The following is a 19,213-nucleotide window of genomic DNA, read 5'->3' as shown; positions in this document are numbered from 1 at the left end:
GCGTCCATCACTGATTGATGGACGCTCTTTTTTATCGTCGTCCTTGGTCAATGGCCAATAAGTGTTGAAAATGTTTATTTTCTGCTGCCAATTCGGCAGGTGTTCCGCTCATGGTCAACTGACCATCTTCAATAAAGAGCACACGGTCCATCATCGAAATTCCTTGCAAGTGGTGGGTGATCCAAATGATCGTTTTGTTCTCCAGCACTTGGAAAAAGGTTTCGAGCACGCCTTGCTCCGTGATCGGGTCTAAGCCGACGGTTGGCTCATCCAATAAGATGATCGGGGTGTCTTTTAGCAAGATCCGCGCCAATGCCAAACGATGCCGTTCTCCACCAGAAAAACGCAAGCCGGCTTCATCCACCATCGTCGCCAAGCCGTTAGGCAAAGCTGCCACCATTTCTTTCAACCCGACTTGCTCCAGTACGCGCCAGACTTCTTCTTCCGAAGCCGACTCATTGCCTAGCCGAATATTATTCAAGACGGTCGTATGGAAAAGATAGGGACTTTGATTGATGACACCGATCAAGTCACTGATCGACTCACTCAATGCCGTCACAGGCACGTCGTTTAAGGTGATCGACCCTTGCGTCGGTTGCAGATCGCCTCGCAACAAGGAGGCAAATGTACTTTTCCCAGAACCGCTGCGACCAAGGATCGCTAGTTTTTGATGCGCAGGAATCGTTAGATCCAACCCATGAAGCACTTCTTTGCCTTCAGGATACTGAAAATGCAAGTCCTTGACTGTGATCGACACGAGGCCCGTCACTTCAGGTACTGACGGTTGCTCCATGGAGACCTCTTGGCGATTTTCTTCTGGCAGTGCATTGAAGCGATCGATGGAGTCTTTGTAGCGATTGGTTTCTTGAGCAGCTGAAGGTAATGGCGCAAATGCATCAACTAAAGGAAAGACACACAGGACAAAGGCAGCGATCCAGTTGGCTGCTCCTCCGTGGTTACCTGGAAAGCGAATGCTGGTCCAAAGCAGCAATGCGACAGCGATCACTCCAAAGATGCTTTGTAAAAGAAAATCACGCCGGCGATCAAAGGACAGCATCTGTTCATCCACCGCCCGCAACTGCGTTTCCAGTTCCTTATGGGCAGCCACGTACTCGCTGCCTCTTTGAGAGAAGACCCAATCAGAAACCCCTAATACATTATCCGTCAGTGTCGTATACAAGTTGTTTTTCATGTGTTTTTGCTTTTCTTGCCGCGCGCCGTTGATGATCACCGACCAAAGCGGCAAGACAAAGACGATGATTCCTAATAGCAGCAGCATCACCAAAGCAAACCACCAAGAAAAATAGCCGAGTCCGATGATCAAGAACGCATACAAGATCCAAGCGATCACGGTAGGAAAGATCGTGCGCAAATACAGGTTTTGAATATGGTTGATATCTTCTGCCAATAAGCCCAAGATATCCCCCGTGCGATACGCTTGCTTAAAGAAGATCGCATCTTTTTCTACTACGTTATACAATTTCAATCGCAAATTAGAAGTCATGCGCAAGACCCAGCTATGACTGGTCAACCGTTCCAAATAGCGAAAGACTGGACGGCCGATCCCAAACGCTCGGGTCAGTACGATGGGGATGTAAACCAATAGAATGTTTTCTGGGATCGATGCCGAGCGGCTGATCAGGTACCCAGAATTAAACATCAGTGCCCCACCACAGAAAAAGGTCAAGAAGCCTAGGAATAAGGCCAGCGCCAAAACGTTTTTGTATTTTGACAAGAAAGGCTTGACCCACGTATCAGTTTTCAATGAGCGCAATAAGCCGATTTTATTCAAGCTGTTCCCTCCTCATTCCGTTGACTAGTTCTGTAAAAGCACCTTGCTTTTGCTGCAGTTGTGCCAAGGTTCCTTGTTCCACGATTCTTCCTTGATCCATCACGATGATTTCATCCATTTCTTCCATCCAGTGCAAGCGATGGGTTGCAAAAAAGACTAAACGGTTTTCCATCAGCGGCAGCATCCGTTCCTTTAAGGCAACTTCGGTTTCAATATCCAAATGAGCCGTTGGTTCATCAAACAAAAGAATCTTTCGTTGCTGGTCTAAAAAGGCACGGGCTAGAGCGATCCGTTGGGCTTGTCCGCCACTTAGATGCCGTTCCCCTTCTCCTAACATCGTGTCCAACCCTTGCGGCAGCTCTGCTAAAAGCTCAGTCAAGCCTGCCACTTCAATGGCTTTCAGTACGGCTTCTTTGGTAGCTGTCGGCTGATAAAACGCGACATTTTCCTGCAAGGTCAACCGATAGATATAAGGATTTTGCGGAATATAAATCAGCTGTTCTTGCCAGCTTGCTTGGCGAAAGGCCGTGGTCTTGGCCCCTCCGAGAGTGATCTCGCCACTGTCTGGCACGAGAAAGCCACTCAAGGTATTGACCAAGGTAGACTTGCCAGAACCGCTCAAACCGATGATCCCGATCTTTTTGAAGCCAGTCACGTTCAAGTTGATATCCGTCAAAGCCGCTTTTTCCTCGTAGGAAAACGCCAGCTGATCGATCGTTAACTGGGCGTCTTCCTGCCAACGAGGCACCGTTACTGCCGGTACTTGGGCTTCGGGCTGATGCAAGATCTCCGTCACCGCAGTCATCGCATTTTTCCCGTCTAAGGTTGCATGGTAATCACTGGAAAAGTCGCGGATCGGCAAGAAGTATTCTGGTGCTAAAATCAAGATGGTTAACGCTGGAAACAGCAAGATTCCTTCATTGATCAGCCGCAAGCCTAGCAAGACTGCCACGACGGCAATCGATAAGGTCGTGAAAAAGTCTAAGGCGAAGGTCGATAAAATACCGACTTTTAATGAAGCCATCGTCGCTTTCCGAAACCGTTCGCTGGAAGCAAAGATACTCTTGCCATATTTTTTACTGACCCCAAACAATTTCAGCGTGTCGATCCCTCGCAGGGAGTCGATGAAATGATTGGACAGTAATTGAAACGTTCGGTATTGTTTTTCCGCTTTGCTTTGCGCGGCATAGCCCAAGATGATCATAAAAATGATGATCAAGGGGAACACCAACAGCAAGACCAAGCCCGACTCCCAATCCAGATAAAAAACGAGTGCCAAAATGACCCAAGGAATGATCGACATATTCATGATTTTGGCAAGAATCAATTTCAAGTAGTTTTCGACTTGGTTGATCCCTTCCAAGACCATCGTTGTTACATTCCCCGTCCCTTGCTGTTGTGCGATCTGAGGACCGACCCGAAACAATTTCTCCAACAATTGATCCCGCAGATCGGCGGCTTGCTGGTAACTGTAATCATCGAGTCTTTTGGAACGGAAATAGATAACGGCTTGTCGGGCGATAAACGAACAAAAGAACAGCAGAATCCAGCCCCACTGTTCCTCTAATGGTCGTCCTTCCCATAAGCCAGTGATGGCACGTGCCAATCCATACGCCTGCCCAATAATGAAGAGCGCCTGCAGGAACGAAAGTCCCGCAAGCAGCCCTAAAAGTTGTTTCATTCCTGGGAGCTTCATGATTTGTTTATCAATCATTTATACCCCTCCAACGCCTCCGTATGACTGATCCGTTTACGGAAGATATAGTAACTCCAAGCCGTATAGGCCAAGACGAAAGGCAAGATCGTCAGTGAAAGATAACTCATGATCTTCAATGTGTAGCGGCTTGAAGACGCATCAGCGATCAACAGGTCATAGCTTGAATCAATCGAACTGATCAAGACTCTTGGGAATAACCCTGTGAAGATCAATGCCACCAAAGCGATCAACGTCAAGCCGCTCGCAATGAAAGCCATCATTTCTTTGCCTTTAAAGACGCCGATATTTGCAATCAGTGTCAGTACAACGATCACGAGCAACAAACCAAGCGTTGTCGCAAAATGATTTTCGAAGAAATCCGTTTGGAAATAAAGCATCACAGCAAAGACGACTAAGCCTGCATATAAGATGCCATAAAAAATACTTGCATAGTTGCGTGCCCGTGCCCGAATCGGACCTTCCGTTTTCAAAGCGATATAGTTTAATCCGTGCAAGTAGCACAACAAAGTCAACGCGATCCCGCCAACGATTGAAAAGGGATTGACGTAATCCGTAAAGGTTGCCGTCATGTTGCCATCTTCACCCAAAGGCATTCCTTGGATCATGCTGACAAACATCAGACCGAAGAAAAACGGTACGATCGTACTGCCGATCGTCAACGTCCAGTTCCAAATGTTTTTGTGTTCTTTCGGGAAGTTTGCTCGAAACTCAAAGGAAACACCGCGAATGATCAACCCGACTAAGATCAATAACAAAATCAAATAAAAACCGCTGAACAAAGAAGCATACCAGTATGGAAACGAGGCGAACATCGCTCCGCCAGCGGTCAATAGCCACACTTCATTGCCATCCCAGACAGGCCCGATCGTTTTAACGATCTGGTCTTTTTCCTCTTCATTGTGGGCCAATGTCTGCACAGACATCCCCACACCAAAGTCAAACCCTTCTAAGAAGAAGAAGCCAGAAAATAAAAGCCCAATCAACGTGAACCATAGTAATTGCAGACCGGTCATCCTTCAAACGCCTCCTTATCAAATGGGTCTTCGTACCCTTCTTGGTTGTCTCCTTGGCTGATTTCGCCGAAGGCTTCTTTTTCAGGTCCATGATCCATTTCCCGTTTCACCAGATAGACCATCGTTCCGCCTAAGCCAGAGAACAAGAGGAAGTAAACGATGTTTGAGATCAAGAGTGAGGTCACGGAAACGTTTGGTGACACACTATCTTCGATCGTAAACAAGCCGTATACCGTCCATGGGTAACGTCCTAACTCCGTGATCAACCAACCAGCTGTATTGGCAATAAATGGGGTGAACAAAGTGATCGCCACTACCCAAAGCAGCCAGCGTTTTTCAAAGAGCCACGGTTTCTTCTTACGCGTAAAATACAACCCCAGACCAGAAACCAACAGCATCAAGGCACCAAAACCAGCCATGATCCGGAAGCTCCAAAAGAGTGTGTTGACCGGCGGGTAGTAATTACGATCGCCGTAGGTTTCAATCAATTGCTGATTGACCGTATCCATCCCGTCGATGGAGCCGAAGGGTTCATTGAAGGCTAAGATACTCAACATATAGGGAATCGAAATACCGAAGACTTGGTGATGTTCCGCTTCATTCGCCCAAGCAACGACAGTCCAAGCCGCAGGACTCCCGGTATCTTCATAAGTTCCTTCCATTGCGGCAAATTTCATTGGTTGTTCTTCAACCAAGTATTTCATTTGTTCATCCCCAGCTAGCAAGACGGTGAATGAACCGAACAATGCCACCGCAAAACCGATCCGCATTGATTTTTTGAAGAAGTCGCGGTCAATGTCTTTGTCTTTCTTCAACAGACGAAAGGCTGATAAACCAGCAACAATGATCCCACCCATCGTGATGGCAGCGGTGATCACGTGTAAAAACTCATACCACACTTGTGGATTTGCCAATAATGCACCGAAGTCAGTCATTTCTGCCCGGCCATTGTTCAAGGTATACCCCACTGGATGCTGCATAAAACTATTGGCAGCTAAGATCCAAAACGCCGATAGCATCGAACCTAGCGTCACCAACCAGAAAAAGGTGGCGTGCAGCTTGGGACTGACCCGATCCCATGTAAAGATCCACAGTCCTAAGAACGTCGATTCTAAGAAGAACGCCAACAAAGCTTCTAAAGCCAAGGGCGCACCAAAAATATCCCCGACAAAACGAGAATAGTCTGACCAGTTCATCCCAAATTGAAATTCTTGAATGATCCCTGTCACGACCCCGACAGCAAAACTCAATAGAAAAATATTCCCCCAAAACTTCGTCATCCGGCGATATTTTTCATCTTTTTTGATCACATAAAGTGTCTCCATAATTGCAACGACGACACCAGTTCCGATCGAAAACGGTACAAAGAAAAAGTGAAAAATCGTCGTCATCGCAAACTGGATTCGCGCTAGTGTCACAATATCCATCCTACATCCTCCTATTTCATAAAAAGTACATTAAAATAATTCTAAATAAAGAAAAATTCCAACTTCGAATATACTCCTCTAATCAGTAAAAAAGAAGCAAATTGCTTGCATTTACTGATTTTTAATCACTTCCTCTCCGATTCTTAAACATAAGGCGCTTTCATCGGCGGGAAACAGCTTTTTCTAGCTACTCCCAGCCAAAACGGGTTCCTTCAGAAAGCAATGGATCACTCAATAAAATCCCTGGAAACTCTTCCTTCAATACAGATGTGCTTAATAATTGATACATAGCAAACGTGTTCTTCATCCCTAATCTTTCCAGCTGATCTAACGTTTGCTGCATCAAGTCCGCCGCTTGTGCCTTATTTTGTTTTAATAGACATGTCCAGCCTTCAAAAAACGGCATAAAGATCGCTTGTTCAATGTGTTCTTTTTCATAAACATGATCTCGCCATAAATGAAAGGTCTTTTCCGCATAATTCGCCTCGTCGAAAACAGCAAAGACAGAAAATACCGTCTCAAACGTGTTGTACAAAATATCTTCATTGCCAGGAATTTTTGCAAAGCGCTGACTCTTTTTGATGGCGATCGTCAAGCAGCGCCAAAGCAAAGCTGGCTCCATCGAAATTGCTACGCGGGCAAACAGCCGCAGCTCATAAACACCCCATGTATCGGTATTCAGCAAGTAATGCTTGGCAGAGTCCAAACAGTAATTGTGTTTCAGGTAAGCCTCCTCGATGGGCACCCCTTTAAAAAGCTCCTCTTTCATCAAGTAGTCAAAACGGATCAGTTGTAAGAAGTGGTCCAGCTCCAAGGAGTAATGCTGTTGAAAGTACGTGGTCAGCTTTTGATATTTCTTTTTTAATTTAGGTACTTCATCAATGGATTCGATCCCCATCGAACGGACATAGTCAACCATTAGATTTTGAGCCTCCGAATGATGCTCCCCCGTATGCAGCAGCTGAAATTCGGCAAAACTCACTTCCAATTTATCTAGCAAGCGATGAAATCGTTCGCAGGAAATCGTCGTTTTGCCATTTTCAAATTGCGATAGCAAAGACATCGACAATTGTTCATCCACTAATTCCTTCAACAGCAAGCCTTTGCTTTTGCGAAGCTCTTTCACTGTCGCACCATAATTGTTCATTTTTTCACCTTCTTTTTCAATATATTGAAATAAGCAGTTGCTTTTCCCGAAGAGCCTTTATAGTTGAATTATCTTATAGAAACGAGGGAAAAGCTATGGATACCCATATAAAAAAGAAAATGCTTCACGTGAAACATTTACAAAAAAGCTTCAAAGACAAAACCGTTTTGAAAGAGGTCACTTTTGACGTCACTCCTGGCGAAGTATTTGTCTTACTAGGATCAAACGGCGCTGGAAAAACCACTTTAGTCAAAATTTTGTCCACTATCCTACCTTTTGACCAAGGAACCGCGCTGATCGATGGGATCGACTTGACCAAAGATCCAGCAGCGATTCGCGAAAAAATCAGTCTGACAGGGCAATTTTCCGCCGTCGATCAAGAACTGACCGGACGAGAAAACTTGCTGATGATTGCTGCCTTGCGCCATGTCAAAAACAAACAGTTTATCGTCCAACATTTGTTAGAGCGTTTTGATTTGGTGGATGCCAGCAACCGACTAGTCAAAAGTTATTCTGGTGGCATGCGACGACGCTTAGACATCGCCATGAGTTTTATCGGCGAACCTGACCTGCTCTTTTTGGATGAACCAACGACCGGGTTAGACCCGCAAAACCGCTTAGCCACATGGCACATGATCAAAGAGATCGCCGCTCAAGGACGAACGATTTTCCTGACGACTCAATACCTCGAAGAAGCTGAATTTTTAGCAGATCAAGTCGCCATCTTGCATGAAGGGAAAATCATCTTGCAAGGAACACCAACGGAAGTCAAAGCACTGCATCCTTCACAAACGATGGAAATCAGCGTATTGACGAAAGAACACTTGCAGACCGTGCGACAGCATCTGTCTGACTTTCCGCTGCAAGTCAATGAGTCCAGTCTCTCTCTGGCATTTCCCGTCAGTCAAGACTTCCAGCATTCCTTCACGCTGTTGCAGGAACTCAATCAACTACCGATCACCATCACCAGTTTTAATCAAAAGAATGCTTCGTTAGAAGATATTTTTCTAACACTTGTCCAAGGAGGAAACCAATGAAAGCAATTATAGAAACCAACACCTTATTCAAACGCAATCTCTTGCTATCGATTCGCAGTATGGAGACTTTGCTAAGTGGGATTTTGACCCCAGCGATTTTAATGATCCTCTTCGTCTATGTTTTTGGGGGAGCCATGAACGTCGGCGATACCTCTTATGTCGATTTTGTCGTTCCTGGTGTTCTCGTCCAATGTATCGCCCAAAGCGCCTCCTCCGTTGGGGTAACGGTGACGGAAGATTTGAAATCCGGCATGGTGGAACGGCTGATGACCTTGAATATTTCTAACTCAGCCTTTTTAAACGGCCATGTCTTCGCCGCGACCCTTCGAAGTTTGATCAGCACCTTGGTCGTGTTGATCGTTGCCATGGTCATCGGTTTTCGCCCTCAAGCCACAGTTGCAGGCTGGGGACTCGCCTTCCTATTGATCTTTTGCTTCACCTTCGCCTTTACTTGGGTCTCAGTTCTGGTTGGGCTCATCGCCAAAAGCCCCGAGACAGCTACCTTGTTTACTGTCTTGATCACCCTTTTGCCCTACTTAAGCTCTGGTTTCGTCCCTACGGAAACCATGCCGCGTCCGTTAGCCGTTTTTGCTGAATACCAACCAATGTCGCCGATCATCCATTCTTTGCGCGGGCTTTTGTTAAACTTGAAAGATACCACCTTGATCAGTGCCTTTAGCTGGTGCGGCGGTATCGTAGTGGTGAGCTGGTTCTTGGCACGGATGCTTTATCAGAAACGGTTACGCTAGATAAGAGGAACCAGTGGTATAATATAAGTAGTTTTCTATTATGAAAAGGCAGGGATACCCATGGATCTTAAAAACCGTCTGATCGCCTTCGCTCAGACCTTCAATGATGTTCAGATCGACCATCCATTTGCAAAGTTTCCCGAGTACCAAGTCTTGCGGCACCGTAAAAGCGGCAAATGGTTTGGCTTGCTGATGACTATAGAAAAGCAAAAATTAGGCTTGGAAGGAACGGAAATGATCGAAATTTTAGATGTCAAAGCAGCGCCCGAAATGGTTTCGATCATCAATCAAAGTCGCGGCTATTTACCCGCTTATCACATGAATAAAAACCATTGGCTCACCGCATTACTAGATGGCTCTGTATCAGAAAAACAACTCCAATCTTTGTTACGAGACAGCTATGAACGTACCCGTTAAAACCAAATATCAAAAAAAAACGATCAACGATGCGCCTGTATAGGAGCACCGTTGATCGGTTTTCTTTTATAACGGATCCTGTGTCATCCGTGAGTCTAACGAAACACTTAGGCCAACTCTTCTCCGTTTGTTGCAATGACTTGTTTGTACCAATCGAAGGATTTTTTCTTGGAACGATCCATCGTGCCGTTGCCTTCGTCATCAAAGTCAACATAAATAAAGCCATAGCGTTTGCTCATTTCGCCTGTTGAAGCACTGACAAGGTCGATACAGCCCCATGGCGTGTAACCGATCAAGTCTACGCCATCAGCGATCGCTTCGCCCATTGCTTCAATGTGGCGGCGCAAGTAATCGATACGATAATCATCTTCGATCTTACCTTCTTCGTTAAAGGTATCAATGGCTCCTAAGCCGTTTTCCACGATAAACAACGGTTTTTGGTAACGATCATACAGTTCATTTAACGCGATGCGCAGCCCTTCTGGGTCGATTTGCCAGCCCCATTCACTTGCTTCTAAGAATGGATTGCGGACGCCGCCCAACAAGTTTCCTTGCACTTCATCGGCTTCTTCTGTGGTGATATCCACGGCAGAAGACATGTAGTAGCTGAAGCCAACATAGTCAACAGTATGTTCAGCGATCAAGGCTAAGTCTTCTTCGGTAATCTCAAGATCCTCTTTATTGACGCCGTGTTCTTTGTACAAACGATCCGTAAAGGATGGGTATTTTCCACGTACTTGCACGTCGGCACAGTAGTAGTTGAAGGCTTGATTATGGATCATCGTCGCCACTTGGTTGACTGGGTTCGCATCAATGCTGTAAGTCGTTGCATAAATGATCATACAACCGATCTGTAACTCTGGGTTTAATTCATGGCCGATTTTGACTGCTTTACTGCTGGCAACAAATTGATTGTGCCACGCTTGGATCACGTTTGTAAAGTCGCTGGCACCCGTGCTGTTGACCATTCCTTGACTCAATGCGGAGAAATGGAAAGCAGAGTTGATCTCATTAAAGGTCATCCAGTATTTGACTTTGCTGTGGAAACGTTCCAAGACGACTTTTGCAAAACGTTCATAGAAATCGATCAATGCTCGATTTTTCCAGCCACCATATTCTTTGGCTAAATGCAGAGGCATTTCATAGTGGGAGATCGTAACCACTGGCTCGATCCCGTATTTCAAACATTCATCGATCAGCGCATCGTAAAATGCTAGCCCAGCTTCGTTTGGTGTCGTTTCATCGCCTTTTGGAAAAATACGTGTCCATGCGATAGAAAAACGATAGCTCTTGAAGCCCATTTCTGCAAACAACGCAATGTCTTCTTTGAAACGGTCATAATTGTCGATCCCGCGATGATTTGGGTAGGTGTATTTGTCCTCATCGATCGTCCAATCAAACGTATCACTGCCTAAAATCGCTAAACGCTGTTTGCCGCCAGGCATTGCATCCGCCACTGACAAGCCTTTGCCATCGCGATCGAACGCCCCTTCTAATTGATTCGCTGCGGTCGCGCCGCCCCATAAGAAATTTTCTGGAAATTTTGCCATTTGCTCGTTCTCCTTTTGTTTTCTTTTGATAAACCTACCTAGCTGATTACTGAAAAATCCCCGATAAAAAACAAAAAAACCTAAATAAGAGCCGCTGCTAAAACGAGAAGAGCGCTTTCTTATTTAGGTCTTGCCTGATCGAGTCAGTAACAATCCACGTGGGTTTTCTTTCTTTAACTATAGCACTAACTCGTTGGCTTGTCATCATAAAATCGGTTTCTTTTAAACCGTTTCCCCCGTTGCATCGATACTTTCAGTTTGACCCTCAGCTTGCGCAGCTTCTGCTTCGGTTTTTAATTTTCCTTTATCTAAGACTTTAACAAAAGGAATGTACAGCAAGCAGCCTGCCAAAACGCAAACAACTTGTAGAACTGCAATTTGCCAACCACCAGCGATAAAGCCGTTTAAAAAGATCGGTGTACCAAAAGGAACTTGTACCCCACTAAGTCGTGGAACGATACCACTCCAAATGGCTAGATAAGCAACTAGGGTTTGTACCAGTGGTGTTAAAATAAATGGAATCGCCATAATCGGATTTAAAATCAACGGCAATCCAAAAATAATTGGTTCATTGATCGTAAATAAACTAGGGACAGCACTTAAATTCGCTACTGTTCTGGATTGCTTGGATTTTGCTAATAAAAGCAAAACGATTACTAATGATAATGTTCCTCCGGCACCACCAATACCAGAAAATAAGTTATAGAAGGACTGACTTAAAATATTCGGCAGCTCGGAACGAGCAACACCACTAGCTAAAGCATCCATATTTTCCACATCCATTGGTAAGTACAAAGCGGTGACAAAGCTACCCACCACCAACGAACCATGGATACCGAAGAACCATAGCACCATTTGGATCAGTACAATAAATAACAACGAACCTACACTAGAAGACAAGCTTTGCAGCGGCATTGCCAAGATTTGATAGATGAAATCTGAGAATGAGCCATAAGAAGTAAAACTGAATGCCCAGCTAATGACGATCGCGGCAAACCCAGAAATAATTGCTGGAATCAAACCGGCGAAGGTATCCGTCACAAATTGCGGCACGCCTGCTGGCATTTTGATGGCGATATTTTTTTCTAAAATAAAGCAGTACAAACGAGCAAAGACTAAGCCGCAGATCATAGCGGTAAACAAGCCTTGAGCGCCGAGTTTGCTCATGTCGAGGGTCGTTGTTTCCTCTAAGGTAACCATTGGCGTCATCATCAAAAAGGCAAACAGTGAAACGATGCCGGCAGGGACTGCCGACTGCTTAAATTCTGTCGCTAAACGGTGACCGACCAGAAAGGAAGCGTACACTGAGATAACCCCAACGGTCATACTGTAACCGACGGAAAAATAGCCGCCAATATTGATCGAATTGATAAAGTCTGTCCATCCTTGAATCGGCAAAACTGCTAACAATAAGGCGATCGAGCCAATAATGTTGATCGGCAGCGTCGCCATCAACCCGTTTGAAATTGCCTTTAAATACCGATTGTTGGAGATTTTATCTGCAAATACTAACACCTTATCCATATATTTATCCATTTTCTTTTCACTCCTTTATTTGGATGACAAACAATACATCTTCATGACAATTGTGGGGATGGAAAACAGTGATACCATCGGTAACTGTCAGTTTTGGTTTCAAGAAACGATTGGTATTCAAATCGATCAATGTGACGGTCGCTGTAGAAAGATCTCCTTGCAGGCGAACTGTTGTATTGCTTGGCAAGTAAAGCAACGCATCCTTCGATCCTGCGATGGCTGCCATACGAATCTGTTCATCTGCATCGATCAAGCGCTCTTGGCAAGGCACAAGCTCCTGAATATTTAATAATTCGAATAATTGCTTGATAAAGCCATAGTCATCTGCCCCAGGAAAAGATAAAGCTTCTGGCCAAATCATCGGACGATCAAACGCTTCCCCGATTTCTTCCGCAAAGGTCGCCGTCGGGGTTTGCCAACTCCAGATGCCGTGGGCACCGTACGTGATCCCAGCCGAGCCGCCGGCTAAGAGTGATTGCCATGCCGCTTTGCGGACATCCTTTTGACCAAATCGACCATATACATGACGGGCATAGCCCATTTGTTCATAACAAGGTTCTGAGTTGATGATCGGCAGCTGCGGTTCTCGTTGATAAAAACGCTCTGCCAAATAATAAGGCATATTCAAAAAGGCGCTGTTATGACCTGATTGGTATAAAAATAAGTCCAAATGTTCGACGATAGGTTCAGGGATTTCTTCAAAACGTCCCTTGATATGAATCGTTTTCAGAGTATTGGGCGAATGCTTTTCAAAGAAAGCAAAGGCTTCTAGATACGTATCGATGGTTGGCTGCGTTGGGAAATCCGTATCGCCACCAATAAAGTAGATCGGATGGAAGGCATCAAAAGTCGCAATCACTTTTTGATAGTAGGCCTGGCGGCAATCCTCCGGCAACACGTTGCGTTCTTTGTCCAACTGGCTAGCCCACGTGCCGGCGACATAGTTTGACCACAAGACGACCAATGCTAAAGTAAAGCCTTTCTCGTCGGCAATTTTACAAAGACGCTGAGCCCGTTCGAAATAGGCATCCTCCCAAACAGTAAAATCAAAGACGCCCGCATCAACAGGAAACGGCAAGCAGTCAAATTGACCACGGCTGCGATCCCATTGCGGTAACACATTGATTTGTAGGGTATTGAAGCCCTGCTCTTTGCGTTTGTCTAAGTAGGTGATCCAGTCATTTTCTTGAATACTAGTAAAGGCACTCCAGCAAGTATCGGCTAAATAAAAGAAATGCTGTCCGTCTCGCAATAAGGTGCGTTTGTTTTGGCTCACGGTGATTTTCACGGTGGTGCTCTCCTTTCATCGGCACAAGTTGTGCACTGGCGGTTTTTTAATCAATATAACTGCTGAGCCAGCCTTCGCACAGCTCAAACCATTTGGCGACATGGGTATTGAGGTGACTTGGCTTGCGTGCCGTTGTTCGATCCGCTAATGCCAGTCCGTGTTCGCCTTTTTCAAAAATATGCAGTTCAAATGGAATCTCGGCTTCTCTTAATTTGATCGCCAGCTTCAACGAGTGTGCCACATCGACTAAGACGTCTTCCGTCGTATGCCAGAGAAACATCGGAGGTGTCCACTGATCGACATGATGCAAAATGTTCATGGATTGAATGGCTTCTTCCGTCGGTTGTTTACTCCCAAAAAAGCGTTCGTTGGCAGTTAAAGGTGCTTCGATCAGACTAGCAGCAAAGCCTAGCTCATCGATTGGGAAGGCGTGCTCTTGATAAACCAATGGGTAGCCGGCGATCGCCAGATTCACTTTCAATAAGTCACTGCTAACGCCCAACGCTTCTGCCAGCTCAGCATCGTGCCAGCGCGTCGCTAACTGCAACGCTAGATGACCACCTGCTGAAAAACCGCAAACGATGATTTGTTCCTCATCCACCAACCATTCTTGGGCATGCGCACGAATGATTTTGACGGTTTGGGCGGCTTCCATCAAGGCATTATGGGGAACGTTTTTCACTTGGTCACCGGTGGTGTACCATAAAACAACACTATTTAGCCCGATACTATTGAATTTCAAGGCAATGACTTCCGCCTCTCGATCACTGGTAAATGCGTAGCCGCCGCCTGGACAGACGATCACTAGCGGTCGTTTCTTGCCGACATTGTACTCTTTGGATTGGTGCAATAAATAGGTATCCACGTAAGCTGTTTGATTCAATTGGATTCGTTGGGTCTCCATATAGTTCCTCCTTTATCCTTCACTAAAAGCAGCTGATTTCTCAATGAACCGTTTCCATTTTTCATATTTCAAACGGATCACGGCCTGTTCGGCTTGCGGAACGATCGTGGTTTGCTGAATAGCTGGTTCATTCATGGTTGGTTTGGCAACAAGCATTGTGCCGATGGCTGAAAATTCTTCGACTTCGCTGACGATGACGGGTTTATTGATCAAAGTCGCCAATAAGCTCATCAAGGCGCGGTTTTTCGAAACACCGCCATCGATCATTACCTGATTGATCAGTCGTTCAGCGACTTCTTCCATCACATCGATCACTGCTTTGATTTGAAAAATGATGCTTTCTAAAACGGCTTTCAACAGCTCATGAGTCGTCGTTGTGCGTTTCATGCCGACAAAGCTGGCAGTCATCGTATTATCCCAAAAAGGGGCACCCATTCCTTGCAATGCTGGGATAAAATAGATGTCTTCTTGACTGTCACTGGTCAGCACTTCTTGACAGATCTCAGCTACATCTGGCAGCGGAGCCACTTGCTCACTGAACCAGTTGATGGCGTCACCACAGGAACGGATGATGCCTTCTAGCGCAAACGCTGTTTCCTGGCTAGTTTGCCAGCCGACCGTCGTCAAAATGCGGCGATCTCGCAACGTCTGCTCCTGCTGCACTTGCATCATAATCGAACAACCGGTGCCCATCGTGATTTTTACATCCCCAAGGCTTTGACAACCTTCCCCAAATAATGCCGCTTGTGAATCGGCTAAGATCCCTTTGATAGGGATTCCGTGATAGCTACCGAAAACCGTATCAGCAGGTTTGATCGCTGGCAAGTCTGCTAGATGGATGCCAAAAAGTTTGACGAGCTCTGCATCCCAACAGCCCTCTTCAATATTGTAAAACAATGTCCGGCACGCGTTGCTGGCTTCTGTCGCAAATACTGTCCCTTGCGTTAAATTCCACAACAGCCAGCTGTCCATCGTACCGATCGCCAACTCGCCAGTTCCCGACTTTTCTTTGATGGCCGATAATTCTTGGGCCAACCATTTGACCTTGGTACCAGAAAAATACGGGTCTAAGCGCAAACCGGTCTTTTGATTGATCGTCCTTTCCCAGCCTTGTGCCGTCAATTCTTCACAAATCGCGGCGCTGCGGTTGCATTGCCACACGATCGCATTGTACAGGGGATTGCCAGTCAATCGGTCCCATGCAACGATCGTTTCTCGCTGATTGGTCAAGGACAAGGAAACGATTTGATCTGCAGTGATCGCTTGTTCTTGAAACACTTGTGCCAGCAATTCTTGGACATTTTGCCAAATCTCGAGGGGATCATGTTCGACCCACCCGACTTTTGGATAAATTTGGCGGTGTTTTTTATCGTAACGTTGCAGGATTTTCCCTTCTTGAAACAGTAAGAGCTTGGTACCGGATGTACTCTGATCTAAAACCAGCTGATAGGTCTTGTCCATCTTAAGCTCCTAGAAACGCAACCGCTGTTTTCGCTATGGAGGAACCGTCTAAGCCATAATGGGCAAACAGTTCTGACGAAGAACCAGTAATCAAGGCTTCATCCGGAAAAGCAATGATTTTTTGTCGAATGTCCGTTTCTTCTGTCAGTGTTTCCGCCACGGCAGCTCCTAAGCCGTTGCATTGGCTGTGTTCTTCCACAGTGATCACGGTGCCTGTTTCTTTCGCCACTCGTTTGACCGTTTCTGAATCAAAAGGCTTCAAGGAATGAACATTTAAAACGGTAGCAGTGATGCCTTGTTTTTCCAATAGCTCAGCAGCATCCAACGCTTGGCGCACGGTTTCGCCGGTGGCGATCAATGCGACATCTTGGCCGCTTCTCAGCTCAATGGCTTTGCCAATCTCAAAAGGATAATCTGCAGAATCATAACAATCTTCAACAGGATTGCGACCGAGACGGATATAGGCTGGTTGATTTGATGCCGCTAAGGCTTTAAACATTTGGATCGTTTCAAAGCGATCTGCTGGCAACAGCACTTGCAAATTAGGGATCGCTCGTGCCACTGCGATGTCTTGCAAGGAATGATGACTCATGCCTAATGCCCCATAACTGACACCGCCGCTGATACCTACGAGTTTGACATTTTTATTCGAATACGCGACATCGACTTTGATCTGCTCGATACTGCGCATGCTGAGAAAACAAGCTGGAGATGCAACGAAAGGGCGTTTGCCCATATGGGCTAAGCCAGCCGCAATACTGACGATGTTTTGCTCTGCGATCCCTACTTCCACCAATTGTGTCGGTAATTCCTTGGCAAAAGGTGCTAACGAAGCGGAACCACGAGAATCACTGGTCAACACCGTGATCGCAGGATTCTTTTTTCCTTCTTCAATCAATACGTCGCACATCGCTTGGCGATTGGCAATATTATTTTTTCCCATGAGTCAAAACCTCCATTTGCTGATCAAGTTCGGCAATAGCTTGTGCAAGCTCTTCTGCCGTTGGCACTTTATGATGCCATTGCGCTTGATTTTCGGCTGCAGAATAGCCTTTGCCTTTGATGGTTTTAGCAATGATCAGCTTCGGTTGATTGGGCTGATGCGGTTTTTCTAATGCAGCCACCAAGGCAGCCATATCATTGCCATCAACGATATGCACATCCCAACCAAAGGCACGCCATTTTTCATCTAGCGGCTCCACTGCCATCACATCTTCCGAGGCTCCAGTGATCTGCAAGCCGTTGCGATCAATGATGGCGGTCAAATTGTCCAGCTGGTAGTTGGCAGCCGCCATGGCTCCTTCCCATACCGAGCCTTCTGCTAATTCGCCATCTCCCAACAACGTATAGGTTTGATACGTGCGGTGATCCAGTTTGCCTGCCAAGGCGATCCCTACTGCGACAGGTAAGCCGTGGCCTAGCGAACCAGTATTCATCTCAACACCAGCTACTTTATTGTTTGGATGACCGATCAGTCGTGAACCAAATTGCGAAAAGGTGGCTAATTCTTCTTTCGGCAAAAAACCTTTGTCCGCTAAAACGGCCCATAGTACTTCTGCAGCATGTCCTTTACTTTGGATATACTGGTCACGATCTTGCTTTTGAGGATCTTTCGCATCGACATTCATTATCCGATAATACAAGGCCACTAAAATATCGGTACAAGAAAGATCCGAACCAGTATGACCCGTTTTTGCTTGATAGATCAGCTCTAACACGGATTTTCGAATCGTTAAAGCCTTCATCTCCAGCTCGTTTATTTCCATGATTGATCCCCTCTCAAGTATGCTTTGACGTCTTCTTCGATTGGATCATAAAAATCTGGCTGCACGCCGATGTATTTGCACGCTTCATACAAGATCGGCACCACATTTTTTCTAACCGCCGCAACGTGATGAATATAAGGGCCCTCAACGAGTTTGAATTCCAAGCGATTCAAATTCGCAAATTCCAGGTAGAGATAGGTCCCTTGATTGTATGGGCCATCGATCCCTTTACCAGTACCCATCAGTAGGGAGTACTCGCCGTTGTCCCCATCAAAGCGACACAGCGTATACTCGTCTTTGATTGCCCGAAAAGCGACTGATCCTGGATAGTCAAAAACAAAATGTCGTTGCGGCAAAATTGGTTTGGTCTCCGCGGTGGAATAAGCAAAAACTCCTAAGTGCTGCAGCAATTCGCCATTCTCGTTTTCTGGATGGCGGCAGTTGACATCCGCAAAGATCGCACGGTGTTCCCCCAACGAAGCGGCTTCGACCAACAGTTCCGAGATTGCCCCATGGACATCCGTCTCACAGACAAAAGGCAAGCCTTCTTCTTGTAGCAGCGACAAGGAGGCATACGGTAAAATACCGATTTCGTCTTGTAAGGCCGTCCAACACTGGATGACTCCTGCATTGCAGCCGTAGCTTTCACATAAGTTTTGCAAAGCCACTTTAAGGGCTGCCACCATCTCCAAATCTTTCGCCGAAATTTGGACTTCCGTATTGGTTTCGAAATAATCAATGACTGCTTGCAATTTATCTGGCTGCTGTTCTTTGACTTTCTTGATTTCTTGCACCACTTCTTGGATCGGTACTGGTGATAGCGAGATATTGAAACGCTCCAATAGTTCGCCTTCGTTGCAGATCACGGTCCAAAAATCAAAGGGGCGTGGGCCAACTTGCAAGATTCGTGTTTGTTTGAAGGTCTTGACGACATTGCAAACTTTGATAAAGTCTTGCAAGCCGCGGGCAAATTCTGGTGAATCAATATCAGAATTTTTGACATAGGTGAAAGGTACCTTGAAACGGCGCAAGACTTTCCCAATAGCGAAAAGACCGCATTGCGTATCCCGCAAACGTGAACCGTCGGCGGCTGGCGTCTCATCTTTAGGTCCCCACAGTAAGACGGGGACATCTAGTTTTTTGGCTAAACGAGCACAGGCATATTCCGTACCAAAGTTTTCATTGGCTAGAAAAAGACCGTCGATCTTCACTGCTTTGAATTTTTCGGCGATTTTTTCAACCCCTTCATCATCGTATAGTAAGCCGTCTTCGTTGATATCTAAAATATCTACATAATCAATGGCGAGTTCGTCCATTTTTTGTCGTGTCAGATTGGCGTACTCAATGGCTGCTTCTGCACTAAACAAATTTCTTCTAGTCGGGGCGAACCCGATGGTTACTTTATCCAT

16 protein-coding genes are annotated in these 19,213 nt (G+C 45.8%); 3 read left to right on the top strand and 13 right to left on the bottom strand.

Annotated elements, in window-relative coordinates; translation table 11 throughout:
• Positions 1–31: 31 nt before the first annotated feature.
• The 5 genes from cydC to IGI69_RS00355 form a co-directional block, all read right to left on the bottom strand.
• Positions 32–1,792 carry a thiol reductant ABC exporter subunit CydC gene (cydC, locus tag IGI69_RS00375; protein ID WP_438739308.1) on the bottom strand — a complete coding sequence of 587 codons (1,761 nt, stop codon included), beginning with the start codon at positions 1,790–1,792 and terminating at the stop codon, positions 32–34.
• Complete coding sequence (gene cydD / locus IGI69_RS00370; protein WP_438739306.1) at positions 1,785–3,506, bottom strand: thiol reductant ABC exporter subunit CydD; 1,722 nt, start codon at positions 3,504–3,506, stop codon at positions 1,785–1,787. Before cydD ends, cydC begins: the two co-directional genes overlap by 8 nt.
• Positions 3,503–4,522 carry a cytochrome d ubiquinol oxidase subunit II gene (gene cydB / locus IGI69_RS00365; RefSeq protein WP_005226530.1) on the bottom strand — a complete coding sequence of 340 codons (1,020 nt, stop codon included), beginning with the start codon at positions 4,520–4,522 and terminating at the stop codon, positions 3,503–3,505. The genes cydD and cydB overlap by 4 nt, the downstream gene beginning before the upstream one ends.
• On the bottom strand, positions 4,519–5,949 hold the full coding sequence (locus tag IGI69_RS00360; RefSeq protein WP_005226527.1) for a cytochrome ubiquinol oxidase subunit I: 1,431 nt from the start codon (positions 5,947–5,949) through the stop codon (positions 4,519–4,521). The genes cydB and IGI69_RS00360 overlap by 4 nt, the downstream gene beginning before the upstream one ends.
• A gap of 187 nt (positions 5,950–6,136) precedes the next feature.
• Complete coding sequence (locus IGI69_RS00355) at positions 6,137–7,096, bottom strand: helix-turn-helix domain-containing protein (RefSeq protein WP_438739303.1); 960 nt, start codon at positions 7,094–7,096, stop codon at positions 6,137–6,139.
• A 95-nt stretch (positions 7,097–7,191) separates the two neighbouring features.
• Here IGI69_RS00355 and IGI69_RS00350 point away from each other — a divergent pair, with 95 nt between their 5' ends.
• From IGI69_RS00350 to IGI69_RS00340, 3 genes are read left to right on the top strand one after another with little or no spacing between them, the layout of a single operon-like run.
• Positions 7,192–8,133, top strand: coding sequence for an ATP-binding cassette domain-containing protein (locus tag IGI69_RS00350; protein ID WP_438739301.1), 942 nt, complete (start codon positions 7,192–7,194; stop codon positions 8,131–8,133).
• Complete coding sequence (locus tag IGI69_RS00345; RefSeq protein WP_005226521.1) at positions 8,130–8,882, top strand: ABC transporter permease; 753 nt, start codon at positions 8,130–8,132, stop codon at positions 8,880–8,882. The genes IGI69_RS00350 and IGI69_RS00345 overlap by 4 nt, the downstream gene beginning before the upstream one ends.
• Positions 8,883–8,942: 60 nt before the next feature.
• Positions 8,943–9,299: an MmcQ/YjbR family DNA-binding protein gene (locus IGI69_RS00340; RefSeq protein WP_086294328.1), complete on the top strand. Its 357-nt coding sequence runs from the start codon at positions 8,943–8,945 to the stop codon at positions 9,297–9,299.
• A gap of 107 nt (positions 9,300–9,406) precedes the next feature.
• Here the strand turns inward: IGI69_RS00340 and IGI69_RS00335 are convergent, their stop codons facing one another.
• The 8 genes from IGI69_RS00335 to IGI69_RS00300 all read right to left on the bottom strand — a co-directional run bounded on the left by IGI69_RS00335 (position 9,407) and on the right by IGI69_RS00300 (position 19,213).
• Complete coding sequence (locus IGI69_RS00335; protein ID WP_438739299.1) at positions 9,407–10,849, bottom strand: glycoside hydrolase family 1 protein; 1,443 nt, start codon at positions 10,847–10,849, stop codon at positions 9,407–9,409.
• Between the two features lie 222 nt (positions 10,850–11,071).
• A complete protein-coding gene (locus IGI69_RS00330; RefSeq protein ID WP_438739297.1) occupies positions 11,072–12,385 on the bottom strand; it encodes a PTS sugar transporter subunit IIC in 1,314 nt (437 codons plus the stop codon).
• Positions 12,386–12,392: 7 nt separating this feature from the next.
• Entirely contained in the window at positions 12,393–13,673 is a 1,281-nt protein-coding gene (locus tag IGI69_RS00325; RefSeq protein ID WP_438739294.1) for an apiosidase-like domain-containing protein, read from the bottom strand.
• A gap of 46 nt (positions 13,674–13,719) precedes the next feature.
• Positions 13,720–14,577 carry an alpha/beta hydrolase gene (locus IGI69_RS00320; protein WP_438739292.1) on the bottom strand — a complete coding sequence of 286 codons (858 nt, stop codon included), beginning with the start codon at positions 14,575–14,577 and terminating at the stop codon, positions 13,720–13,722.
• Between the two features lie 12 nt (positions 14,578–14,589).
• Positions 14,590–16,038, bottom strand: coding sequence for an FGGY-family carbohydrate kinase (locus IGI69_RS00315; RefSeq protein WP_438739290.1), 1,449 nt, complete (start codon positions 16,036–16,038; stop codon positions 14,590–14,592).
• A gap of 1 nt (position 16,039) precedes the next feature.
• A complete protein-coding gene (locus IGI69_RS00310) occupies positions 16,040–16,981 on the bottom strand; it encodes a transketolase family protein (RefSeq protein ID WP_438739288.1) in 942 nt (313 codons plus the stop codon).
• Positions 16,968–17,804, bottom strand: a complete 837-nt coding sequence (locus IGI69_RS00305; protein ID WP_005231740.1) for a transketolase — start codon at positions 17,802–17,804, stop codon at positions 16,968–16,970. Before IGI69_RS00305 ends, IGI69_RS00310 begins: the two co-directional genes overlap by 14 nt.
• Positions 17,795–19,213, bottom strand: coding sequence for an L-fucose/L-arabinose isomerase family protein (locus IGI69_RS00300; RefSeq protein WP_438739286.1), 1,419 nt, complete (start codon positions 19,211–19,213; stop codon positions 17,795–17,797). The genes IGI69_RS00305 and IGI69_RS00300 overlap by 10 nt, the downstream gene beginning before the upstream one ends.

It is taken from the genome of Enterococcus sp. DIV1083b (assembly GCF_051713705.1).
GTDB classification, from domain to species: domain Bacteria; phylum Bacillota; class Bacilli; order Lactobacillales; family Enterococcaceae; genus Enterococcus_D; species Enterococcus_D casseliflavus.
Note: the sequence above shows the minus strand (reverse complement) of the source record. Positions and strands in the feature narration are given on the sequence as shown.

Coding starts and splice junctions, on each gene's coding strand:
- IGI69_RS00350 (WP_438739301.1), top strand. CDS start 7,192: ATGGATACCCATATAAAAAAGAAAATGCTTCACGTGAAACATTTACAA.
- IGI69_RS00340 (WP_086294328.1), top strand. CDS start 8,943: ATGGATCTTAAAAACCGTCTGATCGCCTTCGCTCAGACCTTCAATGAT.
- IGI69_RS00330 (WP_438739297.1), bottom strand. CDS start 12,385: ATGGATAAATATATGGATAAGGTGTTAGTATTTGCAGATAAAATCTCC.
- IGI69_RS00320 (WP_438739292.1), bottom strand. CDS start 14,577: ATGGAGACCCAACGAATCCAATTGAATCAAACAGCTTACGTGGATACC.
- IGI69_RS00345 (WP_005226521.1), top strand. CDS start 8,130: ATGAAAGCAATTATAGAAACCAACACCTTATTCAAACGCAATCTCTTG.
- IGI69_RS00360 (WP_005226527.1), bottom strand. CDS start 5,949: ATGGATATTGTGACACTAGCGCGAATCCAGTTTGCGATGACGACGATT.
- IGI69_RS00310 (WP_438739288.1), bottom strand. CDS start 16,981: ATGGGAAAAAATAATATTGCCAATCGCCAAGCGATGTGCGACGTATTG.
- cydD (WP_438739306.1), bottom strand. CDS start 3,506: ATGATTGATAAACAAATCATGAAGCTCCCAGGAATGAAACAACTTTTA.
- IGI69_RS00335 (WP_438739299.1), bottom strand. CDS start 10,849: ATGGCAAAATTTCCAGAAAATTTCTTATGGGGCGGCGCGACCGCAGCG.
- IGI69_RS00300 (WP_438739286.1), bottom strand. CDS start 19,213: ATGGATAAAGTAACCATCGGGTTCGCCCCGACTAGAAGAAATTTGTTT.
- cydB (WP_005226530.1), bottom strand. CDS start 4,522: ATGACCGGTCTGCAATTACTATGGTTCACGTTGATTGGGCTTTTATTT.
- IGI69_RS00305 (WP_005231740.1), bottom strand. CDS start 17,804: ATGGAAATAAACGAGCTGGAGATGAAGGCTTTAACGATTCGAAAATCC.
- IGI69_RS00315 (WP_438739290.1), bottom strand. CDS start 16,038: ATGGACAAGACCTATCAGCTGGTTTTAGATCAGAGTACATCCGGTACC.
- IGI69_RS00355 (WP_438739303.1), bottom strand. CDS start 7,096: ATGAACAATTATGGTGCGACAGTGAAAGAGCTTCGCAAAAGCAAAGGC.